13 protein-coding genes and 2 pseudogenes are annotated in these 12115 nt (G+C 44.2%); 13 read left to right on the forward strand and 2 right to left on the reverse strand.

Going from position 1 to position 12115, the window contains the following annotated elements:
- Positions 1–2 precede the first annotated feature (2 nt).
- Positions 3–1745: an ABC transporter ATP-binding protein gene (locus tag ACFP56_RS14465; RefSeq protein ID WP_379235700.1), complete on the forward strand. Its 1743-nt coding sequence runs from the start codon at positions 3–5 to the stop codon at positions 1743–1745.
- Between the two features lie 46 nt (positions 1746–1791).
- Here ACFP56_RS14465 and ACFP56_RS14470 read toward each other — a convergent pair.
- Positions 1792–2084 (reverse strand): annotated as a pseudogene (locus ACFP56_RS14470) (IS3 family transposase); the annotation flags it as partial.
- A 103-nt stretch (positions 2085–2187) separates the two neighbouring features.
- Here ACFP56_RS14470 and ACFP56_RS14475 point away from each other — a divergent pair.
- Positions 2188–2298 (forward strand): annotated as a pseudogene (locus tag ACFP56_RS14475) (ATP-binding protein); the annotation flags it as partial.
- A 109-nt stretch (positions 2299–2407) separates the two neighbouring features.
- Here the strand turns inward: ACFP56_RS14475 and ACFP56_RS14480 are convergent.
- The gene (locus ACFP56_RS14480; RefSeq protein WP_379235702.1) at positions 2408–3244 is read right to left on the reverse strand and encodes a patatin-like phospholipase family protein; all 837 of its coding nucleotides are present in this window, start codon (positions 3242–3244) and stop codon (positions 2408–2410) included.
- 505 nt (positions 3245–3749) lie between these two features.
- On the opposite strand from ACFP56_RS14480, the gene ehuB reads away from it, so the two are divergent.
- The 11 genes from ehuB (at position 3750) to ACFP56_RS14535 (ending at position 12019) form a co-directional block, all read left to right on the forward strand.
- Positions 3750–4631, forward strand: coding sequence for an ectoine/hydroxyectoine ABC transporter substrate-binding protein EhuB (gene ehuB, locus ACFP56_RS14485; RefSeq protein ID WP_379235704.1), 882 nt, complete (start codon positions 3750–3752; stop codon positions 4629–4631).
- The gene (ehuC, locus tag ACFP56_RS14490; protein WP_379235706.1) at positions 4631–5287 is read left to right on the forward strand and encodes an ectoine/hydroxyectoine ABC transporter permease subunit EhuC; all 657 of its coding nucleotides are present in this window, start codon (positions 4631–4633) and stop codon (positions 5285–5287) included. The genes ehuB and ehuC overlap by 1 nt, the downstream gene beginning before the upstream one ends.
- 2 nt (positions 5288–5289) lie before the next feature.
- Positions 5290–5964, forward strand: coding sequence for an ectoine/hydroxyectoine ABC transporter permease subunit EhuD (ehuD, locus tag ACFP56_RS14495; protein ID WP_379235708.1), 675 nt, complete (start codon positions 5290–5292; stop codon positions 5962–5964).
- A complete protein-coding gene (gene ehuA / locus ACFP56_RS14500; protein ID WP_379235710.1) occupies positions 5961–6803 on the forward strand; it encodes an ectoine/hydroxyectoine ABC transporter ATP-binding protein EhuA in 843 nt (280 codons plus the stop codon). The genes ehuD and ehuA overlap by 4 nt, the downstream gene beginning before the upstream one ends.
- Positions 6800–7321 (forward strand): diaminobutyrate acetyltransferase, encoded by a 522-nt coding sequence (ectA, locus tag ACFP56_RS14505; RefSeq protein WP_379235712.1) that lies wholly within the window; start codon positions 6800–6802, stop codon positions 7319–7321. Before ehuA ends, ectA begins: the two co-directional genes overlap by 4 nt.
- A gap of 3 nt (positions 7322–7324) precedes the next feature.
- Positions 7325–8623, forward strand: coding sequence for a diaminobutyrate--2-oxoglutarate transaminase (ectB, locus tag ACFP56_RS14510; protein ID WP_379235714.1), 1299 nt, complete (start codon positions 7325–7327; stop codon positions 8621–8623).
- Between the two features lie 15 nt (positions 8624–8638).
- Positions 8639–9025, forward strand: coding sequence for an ectoine synthase (locus ACFP56_RS14515; protein ID WP_379235716.1), 387 nt, complete (start codon positions 8639–8641; stop codon positions 9023–9025).
- 62 nt (positions 9026–9087) lie between these two features.
- The gene (gene thpD / locus ACFP56_RS14520; RefSeq protein ID WP_379235718.1) at positions 9088–9960 is read left to right on the forward strand and encodes an ectoine hydroxylase; all 873 of its coding nucleotides are present in this window, start codon (positions 9088–9090) and stop codon (positions 9958–9960) included.
- Between the two features lie 182 nt (positions 9961–10142).
- Positions 10143–10346 carry a helix-turn-helix transcriptional regulator gene (locus ACFP56_RS14525; protein ID WP_379235720.1) on the forward strand — a complete coding sequence of 68 codons (204 nt, stop codon included), beginning with the start codon at positions 10143–10145 and terminating at the stop codon, positions 10344–10346.
- A complete protein-coding gene (locus tag ACFP56_RS14530; RefSeq protein WP_379235722.1) occupies positions 10347–10826 on the forward strand; it encodes a hypothetical protein in 480 nt (159 codons plus the stop codon).
- A gap of 326 nt (positions 10827–11152) precedes the next feature.
- Positions 11153–12019 (forward strand): cell wall hydrolase, encoded by an 867-nt coding sequence (locus tag ACFP56_RS14535; RefSeq protein ID WP_379235723.1) that lies wholly within the window; start codon positions 11153–11155, stop codon positions 12017–12019.
- Positions 12020–12115: the final 96 nt, after the last annotated feature.

Raw genomic sequence — 12115 nt, forward strand, 5'->3', positions numbered from 1 at the left:
CGATGAATTTACGGAATTCGGAAGTTGCAAGACTTGCCAGTTATATTAAGCAAAGGCGAGCTTCTTATCTGGTTTCTTTATTCAGCAGCAGTTTGGTCGAATCAAGCGTACCAATTGTGATGGCTGTCATGTTAAAGTTTATTCTCGATTCTGTTGTTGAGGAAAGCATGAGTCAAATATTAAAGTTATGCATCGTATTGGCGCTCATGATTATTTGCTTGTTTATATTGACGCGTGTTTTCCAGTATTGGTTTGGTAAGACAGTTCAAGAAATAATGGTTGACTTTCGGATGATGGTTTTTCGTCATATGATTCGACTTCCTGTTTCATATTACGAGAACACGCATAGTGCAGATAGCCTATCAAGAATAAACACCGATTTATCGGTTGTTGAGCATGCGTTTACCGGAGACATACGTCCCATTGTAACCCAGGCTATAACTGGAGGGGGCTCGGCAATCATTATGTTTTTTCTCGATTGGCGACTCGCATTAGCATTGATAGCGATGGGAATCTTGAGCACATTTATTAATTCTAAATTTGCAAAGCCATTAAGAGTAATAAGTAATCAGATTCAAAAACATACAGCGGTCCAGTCAGAACGATTAACTGATTTGATAGCTGGAATGCATGTAAGTCGCATGTTCCAATTAACTGACAAAATGAATGAGAAGTTTAGGGATACGAATCATCTTCTAGCAAAATTAGAAATCGCACGTACGAAGAGATATGCAGCCCTAAATGGAACTAACTATATATTGATTTGGATTAACAATATGGGCGCGTTTGCATTAGGGTCCTTTATGCTCCTAAATGGTCAAACGACTCTGGGAACACTGCTATCACTCGTTTTATTACTAGATCATGTTGCTAATTTATTCCGTAACATGGGGAGTATGTGGGCAAACTTGCAATCATCACTTGCAGGTGCTTCTAGAATATTTGAGCTTATGGATCATCAGAAGGAACCTGAGAGATATTTACTTCAGGCACCAGATGAGAAAATCGAAACTGAACAAGCAACGATTGAGTTTCGAAATGTTGTTTTTGGTTACAAGCAGAAGAAAATCATTGACGGGCTAGATTTCCGTGTAGAACAAGGACAGATGGTTGCTTTTGTAGGACCTAGTGGCGGAGGAAAAAGCACCATTTTTAAGTTATTGCTAGGATATTATCCTTTTGAGCAAGGCGAAATAATAGTTGAAGGTAGAAATATCTCAGAATACTCATTAGAACAACTACGCGATCGCATTGCCTACGTTTCCCAAGATTCGTACTTATTTTCAGGGACGATTGAAGAAAACATCCGTTATGGCAGGCTAAATGCAACGTTAGAGGAAATCGTTGAAGCCGCCAAAGTGGCAAATGCTCATCAATTTATTTGCGAGTTGCCAGATGGATACCAAACAATAGTCGGTGAGCGAGGAGCAAGGCTATCCGGAGGACAAAAGCAAAGAATTGCTATTGCACGCTCATTGTTAAAGGACGCTCAAATTTTACTGCTTGATGAAGCAACCTCGGCGCTTGATTCGAATTCAGAATTAGCCGTACAACGAGGACTGCAGCGCTTAATGGAGGGTAAGACAACGATAGCCATTGCACACAGACTCTCCACTATCCAGCAAGCAGATAAAATTTACGTCATTGACGGCGGCAAAGTCTTGGAACAAGGAAATCATAATGAATTGCTCGCGCAATGTGGAATTTATAGCCGCTTGCACAGCGCGCAAGAAAAAAGTGAGTAGTTAAGGGGACTGCCCCCCATTTTTGAGACAGGGATCAAAACACCTTCTAACAAGCCAGTTCTCGATATTCAATCGGGGACTGGTATTTTAGTTTCGCTTGAATACGAAACTTGTTATGATAATCCATGTAATCTCTGACTGTCTGTTCAACGATTGCCGTCGTCGAACAGGTTGGTCGAGATAGAATGTTTCGCTCTTAAGAGAGGCGTGAAACGATTCGATGGGGGCATTATTAGCGGGTGTGCCTTTACGGGACATGCTCATGATAATGCCTTTTCGTTTCACGGTCTCTTGATACATATGAGAAGTATAGACCGGGCCTTGATCACTGTACGCAAGTATTTTACTACAAACGTGTACTGTGGCAATATCTCACGGATAACCATGGTTTGAGCTGTGGTAGTTCCACCTTTAGAGCCTACATCAAGCAGTAAATGCAAGATTTACGACCTTACGTTTTATTGAAAGGAACGAAAACATCGTATTCTTAGGCCCTAGTGGGGCTGGTAAGACCCATCTAGCTACAGCCATTGGCATCGCAGCTGCCAAGAAACTATGTGAACCATCAAAATACCGCCAAGTTGTAATCTTGTCTTTCGATATGATTACAACTTGGCGGTCTATTTACATTCAATGTCACGGTTATGGTTGTTTTCTTCGAATTACTGAAACAACGAGCGAATGTCCTCTATTTTGTTTTGAGCAAGCTCATAGCCATGATTACAGCTAGCTTCCAGCTTGGCGTAGTCCTTCTCAAAGCTGTTCAGCTTATATTCTGGTCGAATGAGAACAGCCTTCCCTTCACGCTCCAGCTGCTCGCAAAAGGCGACCGTTTCGTTGTATTTGAGATGTCTGGTAAGCAGTGGTTCTACGAGCATCGGATACTTGCGTTTTAACAACTGTGCAACGGCTTTATTCGCCTTGCTGGCGGGCTTAATATAGCCTTTTGGCTGCGTTAATACGATAAGATGCTTTTCATGGCCATCCGCTATTGCCTTGCGAATCGGAATTGGATCTGTAATTCCGCCGTCATAGTAGTGATTGCCATTGATCTCAATCGCAGGGAAGTAAACGGGTATCGCGCAAGTAGCGCGCATCATCGTCCAGGCACGATCCGCTTTCTGGCCATCCATATATTCTGTCAAGCCTGTATGCGCATTCGTAACTCCGACCAGGACTTGTCCCGTGTAGCGATGAAACGTATCTGTATCAAAGGGAATATGCTGGTTAGGAATTTCATCAAATATAAAGTCTAGCCCGAACAAACTGCGATTGCGCAAGAAATTGCGATATCCAATATAACGCGGATCATTGCGGAATTGCTTCATAATTTGCAGGTTGCGTTGTTTTTGTTTGGATACATAAGAGATCCCATTGCTAATTCCGGCAGAAACTCCTATGACATAGGGAAACATAATATCGTGATCAAGCAAAGCGTCCATAACGCCAGAACTGAAGATAGGTCTTAATGTTCCGCCTTCTAAAATCAAACTTGGCATGCTAAAATCTCCTTTCCTAATATAAGGATAACACGTTATCCCATGACAAATCGATTGAATTGAATGATAGCAGAGATCATTTTAGAGGAAGTCCCAGCGTGTAAATTCATCAAGGGATCGAAAAGTAGTGTATGCTTGTGTTTCTGAAAAGGGGACGGCCTCTATGGAATCTAATGCGAATTTACACGATTCGACATGATTATAATTTTGTCGTTTTTCGTAGGTTTTTAGTGGTTTTAGGCTAATTTGGGCTGTTTTAATTAAAATTAAACTTATTATCTTACGTTCTCTTTATTTCTCTATATAAGAAGCGATTTTTCAATAATTTGTATCCTGTAGCATTTGGGAGGATGTGGAAGGATAATACTGAATCGCTCAGGTCACCTCTTCTCTTACTAGCTTAGCAAAGGAGAACCCAGGATATGGGAATATATCAGGGGTGAGACGATTCCAGCAGTATGTTACCCTAATAACCGTATTCAAAAAACGGAAGGGAGAACATGAAATGAAATGGATGAAGTACGTTGGACTTTGCTTGATTGCACTACTGCTGCTGGCTGGTTGCAGTAATGGAGGGAATAACGTTAATCAAGCAGAGTCTCCTGAGACAACACTGGACAAAGCCAAGCGTCAAGGATTCATTACTGTAGGATTTGCCAATGAAATGCCGTATGCTTATGCAACACCTGATGGCAAGCTGACCGGAGCTTCAGTAGAGGTAGCACGTAAAGTGTTGACGAATTTGGGCATTGAGCAAATGGATGGTGTACTTACAGAATTCGGCTCTCTCATTCCCGGCTTGCAGGCACAGCGCTTTGACTTGATTACTGCGGGAATGTTCATAACAAAGGAGCGAGCAGAGCAGGTTGACTTTGCGAATCCTGAATATAGTATTGGTGAAGCAATTGCGGTCATAAAGGGGAATCCTCTCAACATTCACAGCTATGAAGATATTAAAAATAATCCGGATGTAAAGGTAGCTGTAATGGTGGGAGCGATCGAGGTTGATTATCTGAAAAGTGTTGGAGTTGCAGAAGGTCAAATTGTTACGGTGCCTGATCAGCCATCTGCCATATCTGCCTTGCAATCCGGTCGTGCTGATGTCATTACGATGACGGGGCCTTCGCTGCAGGCGGTGCTGGATTCGGCTAAGGATAGCGATATCGAGCGTGTAATGGACTTTGAACAGCCAATTATAGATGGAGAAAGTGTTCGCGGCTATGGCGCAGCTGTCTTCAGACAGGACGATGACGAGTTTCGTGAAGCCTTTAATCAGGAACTGCAGAAGCTCCAAGATTCTGGAGAGCTGCTTGACATCCTAATGTCGTTTGGATTCACTGAACAGGAGCTTCCTGGTGACATGACGACGGAAGAGCTGTTGAACTGATGGATTTCTTTTCACTTGAATTATTGCCTCCGCTGCTTAAAGGACTTCAGGTTACGCTTCTGATCACGATCTACAGCACGCTGCTCGCCTTAGCTCTGGCTTTTATAGCGGGCTTTGCCAGACTATCACGTTTTCGCATTATACGAAGCACTGCAGCGATTTACGTTGAGGTGTTTCGGGGAACGTCCTTGCTTGTGCAGTTATTCTGGATGTACTTTGCACTGCCTATATTGCTGGATATTCGCGTACCTGCCATGACAGCAGCTGTCATTGCGATTGGACTCAATTATGGCGCATATGGCTCCGAGGTTGTTAGGAGCACCGTCGTTGCGATCCCAAAAGGCCAGGTAGAAGCTTCTATTGCTCTCAACTTTACACCGTTTCAACGTATGAAAAATATTATTCTTCCACAGGCTTGGGCAATGATGCTTCCCAGCTTCGGCAACTTGCAGATTGAGCTGCTGAAAGGAACATCGCTTGTCTATCTCATAACATTAACCGACCTCACGTATCAGGGTATGATGCTTCGTACCTATGATATCTCGCAAACAACCGCCATCTTTATATGGATTCTTATTCTTTATTATGCTGCAGCCTCACTATTAACCTGTGTGATCCGCCTAGCCGAGCGTAAAGCTGCTGTAGGGAGGGGATAAACATGTGGGATTGGAATTACACGTGGGAGATACTTCCGCAATTATTGAAGGTCGTTCCGATTACAATCGCGGTCACGATAGCAGCTTTTATTCTTGCTAGTGTTCTAGGTGTGCCGCTAGCGTTGGCTAAGCAATCCAAAAACAGATGGTTGTCACTACCTGTATCAGCGATTGCTGACTTCATCCGAAAAACACCGCTTATCATTCAGCTGTTTGTGCTAGTGTTTGTCCTGCCAAAGAGTTTGGGTCTGACTTTATCACCGTTTGTCGCCGGGATGATTGGGCTTGGCATTCATTACAGTACGTATTTGTCGGAGGTGTATCGGTCCGGCATCGAAGCAGTGCCAAAAGGACAATGGGAAGCCTCCATCGCGCTTAACTTTACGAAAGCCAATACGTGGCTGCGAATCATCTTGCCGCAATCAATACCGCCTACGATTCCGGTTATGGGTAATTATCTCATTGTGATGTTCAAGGAAACCCCAACCCTATCAGCGATCACGCTGGTCGAGCTGCTGATGACCGCTAAAACGCTAGGCTCAACCTCCTTCCAATATGTTGAAGTACTTACATTAGTGGGGGCGATCTTTTTAGCACTTAGCTATCCATCGGCTTTGATGGTGCGAGCTTTAGAAAGAAGAATGCAAGCAAGAGAAGGGAGTACAGCAGTAAAATGAGTCAGAATATTCAAACTTCTTTACCAGAGCCAATCGTTCGTTATCGCAACGTAACGAAAGCATTTGACAATCGAGTAGTACTGAAGCAATTGGATCTCGATATTATGCCGGGCGAGAAAATTGCGCTTATCGGTCCAAGCGGATCGGGCAAAACGACAATTGCTCGTCTGCTGATGACGCTTGAGCAGCCAACCTCTGGAACCATTGAAGTGAACGGAGAAATGCTGTGGCATATGGAGCATAAAGGCAAGCTTGTTCCAGCAAACGAGAAGCATCTGCATCGTATGAGAAGCAGCATCGGAATGGTTTTCCAGCATTTTAATCTGTTTCCTCATATGACGATTTTGCGCAATGTAATGGAGGCGCTCGTACATGTACGAAAAATGCCAAAGCAGCAAGCGAAGGAGCGGGCATTGGAATTGTTGCATCAAGTAGGATTGCAGCACCATACGAAGCATTATCCTGCTCAGTTGTCTGGAGGTCAGAAGCAGCGAGTCGCCATTGCCAGAGCACTTGTGATGCAGCCGCAAATTTTATTGTTCGATGAAGTAACCTCTGCCCTTGATCCTGAGCTGGTAGGGGAAGTGCTGGATGTAATAAAAGGAATTGCAGACAAAAAGGATACTGCCATGCTGCTGATTACGCATGAAATGGACTTTGCAAGAGATGTGGCGGATCGAATTCTGTTTACAGATGGCGGAGTCATTGTAGAGCAAGGAACGCCTGAGCAAATATTCGAAAATCCGCAAAGCCCCAGACTTCGAGCATTTCTAACAAGGTTTTTGAAGGAACGCCAATACGAGCTTGCCTCGGAAACCGCTGCAGCAGGTGTGCAATGATGCGTGCCACGTTGAAGGAAAAGCTGCGATATCGCACACCATGCAAATCAGACGGTGCCAAGCTGTGGGAAATGGTAAGGGATAGCGGCAAGCTTGATTTGAATTCTTCGTATTTTTACCTGGCGATGAGTCATTGGTTTTCCGAGAGCTGCATGCTGGCAGAGGATATAACAACGGATCAACTTGTAGGCATGGTGATCGGATTTCGCAAGCCATCGCGCCCACATACGCTTTTTATTTGGCAGATAGCTGTTCATGAGCAATATAGAGGACAGGGCGTTGCGCTGAAACTGCTCGATCAATTGGCAGATCAATCAACAGATATTGATTATCTTGAGGCAACGATCTCACCATCCAACCACTCCTCACGACGCTTATTTGAAAAGTGGGCAGCTGCGAATAACGTTGACATTGTTCAATCAGAATGCTTTGGGAAAGCTGATTTCCCCGATCATGTGCACGAACAGGAGGATCTGTACCTGATCGGTCCTCTAAAAGAGAGTAAGGGAGAGAAATAATACATGTCCAATCTGACAGGTCTTAACCATGAGCTCCATGTATTCGAAGCATTAGAATCCGAGGTTAGAAGCTATTGCAGATCATTTCCGACAAAGTTTCAGAAAGCCTCCGGCTATCAATTATGGGACACGAAGGGCAGCGTCTATATTGATTTTTTCGCTGGAGCGGGCGCTTTAAACTACGGACATAATGAGCCGCGTATGAAGCAAGCACTCATTCAGTACTTATCTGGCAACGGGGTTGCGCATAGTCTGGACATGGCAACAGAAGCGAAGGAGCGTTTTTTGACCGACTTCAATGAAATCATACTGAAGCCAAGAAATATGAATTATAAAGTGATGTTTCCTGGTCCGACAGGCACAAATTCGGTGGAGAGTGCATTGAAGCTGGCACGCAAGGTAACAGGACGGCAAACGATTATGAGCTTTACCAATGCGTTTCACGGCATGACGCTGGGCGCACTTGCTGTGACAGGCAATAAATTCAAGCGAGCTGGCGCAGGCGTACCATTGAATCATGCGATCTCGATGCCATTTGACGGTTATATGGGAAAAGACATCAATACACTGGAGTTTATCGAGAATTATGTGAAAGACAGCGGAAGCGGCGTATCCCTGCCTGCAGCAGTGATTGTTGAAACGGTTCAAGGAGAAGGCGGCATTAATGTTGCGAGCACAGCCTGGCTTCAGGGGTTAGAGCAATTATGCCGACGTTATGGGATGCTGCTTATTGTGGATGATGTGCAAATGGGCTGCGGACGCACGGGAAGCTTTTTCAGCTTTGAGCGCAGCGGCATCCAACCAGATATAGTTTGCATGTCCAAATCCATTGGCGGCTATGGGCTGCCGATGGCGATTACCTTGATGAAGCCTGAGCTTGATCAATGGTCACCGGGAGAGCATAACGGGACCTTCCGAGGGAACAATCTAGCATTTGTGACAGCAACTGAAGCGCTGCGCTATTGGGAAAGCTCGCAATTCATGGAAGAGATCGCGGCTAAGGCTGATAAGGTGAAGACAGCGCTTGATCATATTATTCAAGCCTACCCCGAGCTGGATGGCGAGCATCGAGGAATTGGTTTGATGCAGGGCATTGCCTTGGAGCAAGGGAAGGCAGAACGGATTTCGCAGCTTGCATTTGAAAAAGGTCTCATTATGGAAACATCCGGGACCAATAGCGAGGTTATTAAAGTCATGCCTCCGCTAACGATTGATAACGAGGGTCTGGAAGCTGGATTTCAACGATTTGAGGAATGTGTGAATGAAGTGATGAGCGAGACGCGAAAGCCAGTGAAAGTGTAGAGGAGGGCGAAAGCGATGATTGTAAGACATTTACACGACATTATTGGTACTGATTATGATGTAGACACGCCAAATTGGAACAGCAGAAGACTACTGCTCAAGAAGGATGATGTTGGCTTCTCCTTGCACGATACGATCATTAAAGCAGGCACCGAAACACAAATTTGGTATAAGCATCATGTGGAGGCCGTGTACTGCATCGAAGGCGAGGGAGAAATTGAGCTTGTTGACAGCAACGAGATATACCGCATTGAACCGGGTATGATGTATGTACTCAATGGACATGAAAAGCACCTGCTTAGAGGAACGACGGATATGCGAATGATATGTGTATTTAACCCGGCTTGCACGGGTTTCGAGGTTCATGATGAGGAGGGGGCCTACGTCTCTACTCATTCGTAAAGAGGAAAGCTTGAACACGTATATAAATGTTATAAAATATTCGAATAGAGGAGTTTTGCCTAATGAAGCAATTAGTCGATGATTATCCTACTCGTAAGCAAGCGGTGCCTGCACTTTTGGAGCGCAAGGACCCTGTCGTATATGAAAAAACGCTGAATCAAAGCGAGATTGGATCGTTAGAGCTTGATTTTTATGAGCAAAACGGATTCTTGTTTTTAGAGTCATTCTTTGCAGATGAGGAGGTTGCGCGTTTCAAGACAGAAACGAAACGTCTGCTGACAGAGGCGCATGGTTCCAAGCGTCCAGAGGTTATACTAGAGCCCGAAAGTGAAGAGGTTAGATCAATCTTCTCCGTTCATAGCGAGGATGCTTTTTTTCAGCAGCTGGCAAATTCACCGCGATTATTAGCGATCGTCAAGCAAATTCTAGGCAGTGATGTATACGTGCACCAATCCAGAATCAACTTCAAGCCGGGTTTTACGGGCAAGGAGTTCTACTGGCATTCGGATTTTGAGACGTGGCATGCAGAGGATGGCATGCCGCGCATGCGAGCACTCAGCTGCTCAATCGCGCTTGAGGACAACAACTATTATAATGGCTCATTAATGGTCATCCCGGGTTCTCACCGCTGGTTTGTAAGCTGTGTCGGCGAAACGCCAGAGGATCATTACAAGGAATCGCTTCGTCGTCAGGAGTATGGTGTGCCAGATCAAGAAAGCTTAACCAAGCTTGTAAACCAGAGCCGTATAGAGATGCCCGTTGGCAAAGCTGGCTCTGTGCTATTATTCGACTGCAATACGATGCATGGCTCTAGTGCGAATATTTCACCTTATCCGCGCAGCAATGCCTTCTTCGTGTACAATAGCGTAGAAAACAAGCTTCAGGAGCCATTCTCAAGCAGTAAACCTAGACCGAATTATATCGCAGCACGGTAACTCCGATCGACTTTAATTGTACAGCGATAACTGTTCTATCGAAATGAAAAAGATGAAAACCGTGATGGTTCTCATCTTTTTTTATTGTTAAATCGTGAGATTTTATGTAAAGTGCGCTTGACATTGAACTGGATGTATACTAAACTCTATGTAAAGTTAGCTTTACATGGAAGGGGAATGGTATGAATAATCATATCAGGGAGCTGCGGGTTGAATTCAAGATGACGCAGGAACAGCTTGCAGAAATGGTTGGCGTATCGCGCCAATCCATCATTGCTATAGAAAGTCAGAAATATAACCCTTCTCTGGAACTAGCGTATAAAATTTCTAAAGCTTTTCACAAAAGCATTGAGGACGTTTTTATATTTGATGAGGAGGGATCATAGATGGTGTACGTAGGCATTTACGGTGGGTTAATCTTTGGGTTATTGGGATGGTACTTTGGACGAAGAGCAGCGCGTAAAAACAGAGGCCTGGATGAAATGCATGATTACATTTGGAACAAGGCACGCTCTGCCTCCTGGTATGCTGTAATTACGGCTATTTACTTGCTTATGACGCTGCACGTGTCAGGCATTACCATTAACTTGATGCCTGCCTTATCGATTCTGCTGTTCGTTCAATTATCCAGCTGGGCAATTACTGGTGCTGTGTATGCTAGCAAGCTTACGACCAACAGCACGGTAAACCAATCCTTTGTGTTATCTACGATTATTGCGGCATTTTTTATCGTGTTTTTTATTATCGTTTCACTGCTTACGGATAATTGGAAGTTCCTTCTGGCAGCTATACCGCCAATCGTGATGAATATTGTGATTACGGCAACTCAGATGCACAGAGCGAAGAATGCAGAGCCTAAGACCTGATGTTGTGCTTATTGCAGCTCGTTAGCGGTCACCGATGACTTTGGGTTTCTGGTGACCGCTATTTTCGAGCGAGAACGTTATTCTAACTAGCTCGCTTTTATCCAGCCTTTTACGGTGTAGGCCATTACTTTGCAGGAAAAAAACTCCCTTATAACCATTAAAAACCTCTCATTATTATCATAATTCAACTAACTACTATCTAGTAAACCGCATATTTTCAACGTTTATACTTTTGCTGCGAATCTATGTCTCTCATTTTCCTTGATTTTCCACACTTTTGTTCTGCATGATTATCGTATAATGATGCAAGTGAAGGAGGAGAGTAGATGTTAGGCAAACGTTGGAAAGTGTCTGTGGCGCTTCTGATGATGTTGGTTCTGGCTTGGCCAAGCCTTAGCGCTTCAGCACAGACGCCTGGAAGCACGACCGTATATATTAACGGTCAACCGATCACGACAACTGCGATTAATCAGAACGGTTATCAGCTAGTACCCGCTTCATTTTTTCGTCAAATGGGCGTATCTGTTGAGTGGAGTACACGTTACCGGGCTGCAGTATTGAGAAATGGATCGGTAGAGATTGGATTTCCTGTAGGTGAACGTCATACGGATTACCGTTGGATAACCAGAGAGACATGGTCTAGAGATAATGTGGATACTCGTACAACATTGATAGGCGGAGTGAGCTATGTCCCACTTTCTTATACAGCGAATAAGCTTGGCTTCAATGTTCAATACGATGCCAAGGCTCGCGCAGCGAAGATTTCGACTGGAAGTATGACTGCCTTAGCACAGCCAAAACAAACTAAGCCAACTTCGGAAGAAATGTACTGGCTGTATCAGATTACAGAAGCTGAGGCAGGGGGAGAGAGCTTTAATGGAAAGGTAGCCGTTGCGGCGGCAATCTTGAACCGAGTTGCTGATCCAGAATGGCCCCAAACGATTATTGATACAATTTTTCAAGTCGAGGTTTACAATGGAAAGTCATACTATCAATTTTCGCCTGTTCTTGATAAACGGATTTATAACGTAAAACCAAGTAAAGAGACAAAACGTGCTGTCGAAGCAGCGGTGAACGGTTCAGATCCAAGCCTTGGAGCTGTTGTTTTTTACAATCCGGGTAAAACAGATAATGCTTGGGTAAGAAGCCGTCCGGTTACAACGAAAATTGGCAATCATGTATTTGCAAAATAAAATAAGAGCAGTGCGTATTATTACCATTAGCCTACTCAAAGACTTTGAAGGAGTTAATTAATAAAAGCAACCATCTTTTTTCCATCATTAATGATG

Source organism: Paenibacillus septentrionalis (genome assembly GCF_042659865.1).
Lineage (GTDB): Bacteria > Bacillota > Bacilli > Paenibacillales > Paenibacillaceae > Pristimantibacillus > Pristimantibacillus septentrionalis.

Coding starts and splice junctions, on each gene's coding strand:
- ectA (WP_379235712.1), top strand. CDS start 6,800: ATGATGCGTGCCACGTTGAAGGAAAAGCTGCGATATCGCACACCATGC.
- ACFP56_RS14480 (WP_379235702.1), bottom strand. CDS start 3,244: ATGCCAAGTTTGATTTTAGAAGGCGGAACATTAAGACCTATCTTCAGT.
- ACFP56_RS14525 (WP_379235720.1), top strand. CDS start 10,143: ATGAATAATCATATCAGGGAGCTGCGGGTTGAATTCAAGATGACGCAG.
- ACFP56_RS14465 (WP_379235700.1), top strand. CDS start 3: ATGAATTTACGGAATTCGGAAGTTGCAAGACTTGCCAGTTATATTAAG.
- ehuB (WP_379235704.1), top strand. CDS start 3,750: ATGAAATGGATGAAGTACGTTGGACTTTGCTTGATTGCACTACTGCTG.
- thpD (WP_379235718.1), top strand. CDS start 9,088: ATGAAGCAATTAGTCGATGATTATCCTACTCGTAAGCAAGCGGTGCCT.
- ectB (WP_379235714.1), top strand. CDS start 7,325: ATGTCCAATCTGACAGGTCTTAACCATGAGCTCCATGTATTCGAAGCA.
- ACFP56_RS14530 (WP_379235722.1), top strand. CDS start 10,347: ATGGTGTACGTAGGCATTTACGGTGGGTTAATCTTTGGGTTATTGGGA.
- ehuC (WP_379235706.1), top strand. CDS start 4,631: ATGGATTTCTTTTCACTTGAATTATTGCCTCCGCTGCTTAAAGGACTT.
- ehuA (WP_379235710.1), top strand. CDS start 5,961: ATGAGTCAGAATATTCAAACTTCTTTACCAGAGCCAATCGTTCGTTAT.
- ehuD (WP_379235708.1), top strand. CDS start 5,290: ATGTGGGATTGGAATTACACGTGGGAGATACTTCCGCAATTATTGAAG.
- ACFP56_RS14535 (WP_379235723.1), top strand. CDS start 11,153: ATGTTAGGCAAACGTTGGAAAGTGTCTGTGGCGCTTCTGATGATGTTG.
- ACFP56_RS14515 (WP_379235716.1), top strand. CDS start 8,639: ATGATTGTAAGACATTTACACGACATTATTGGTACTGATTATGATGTA.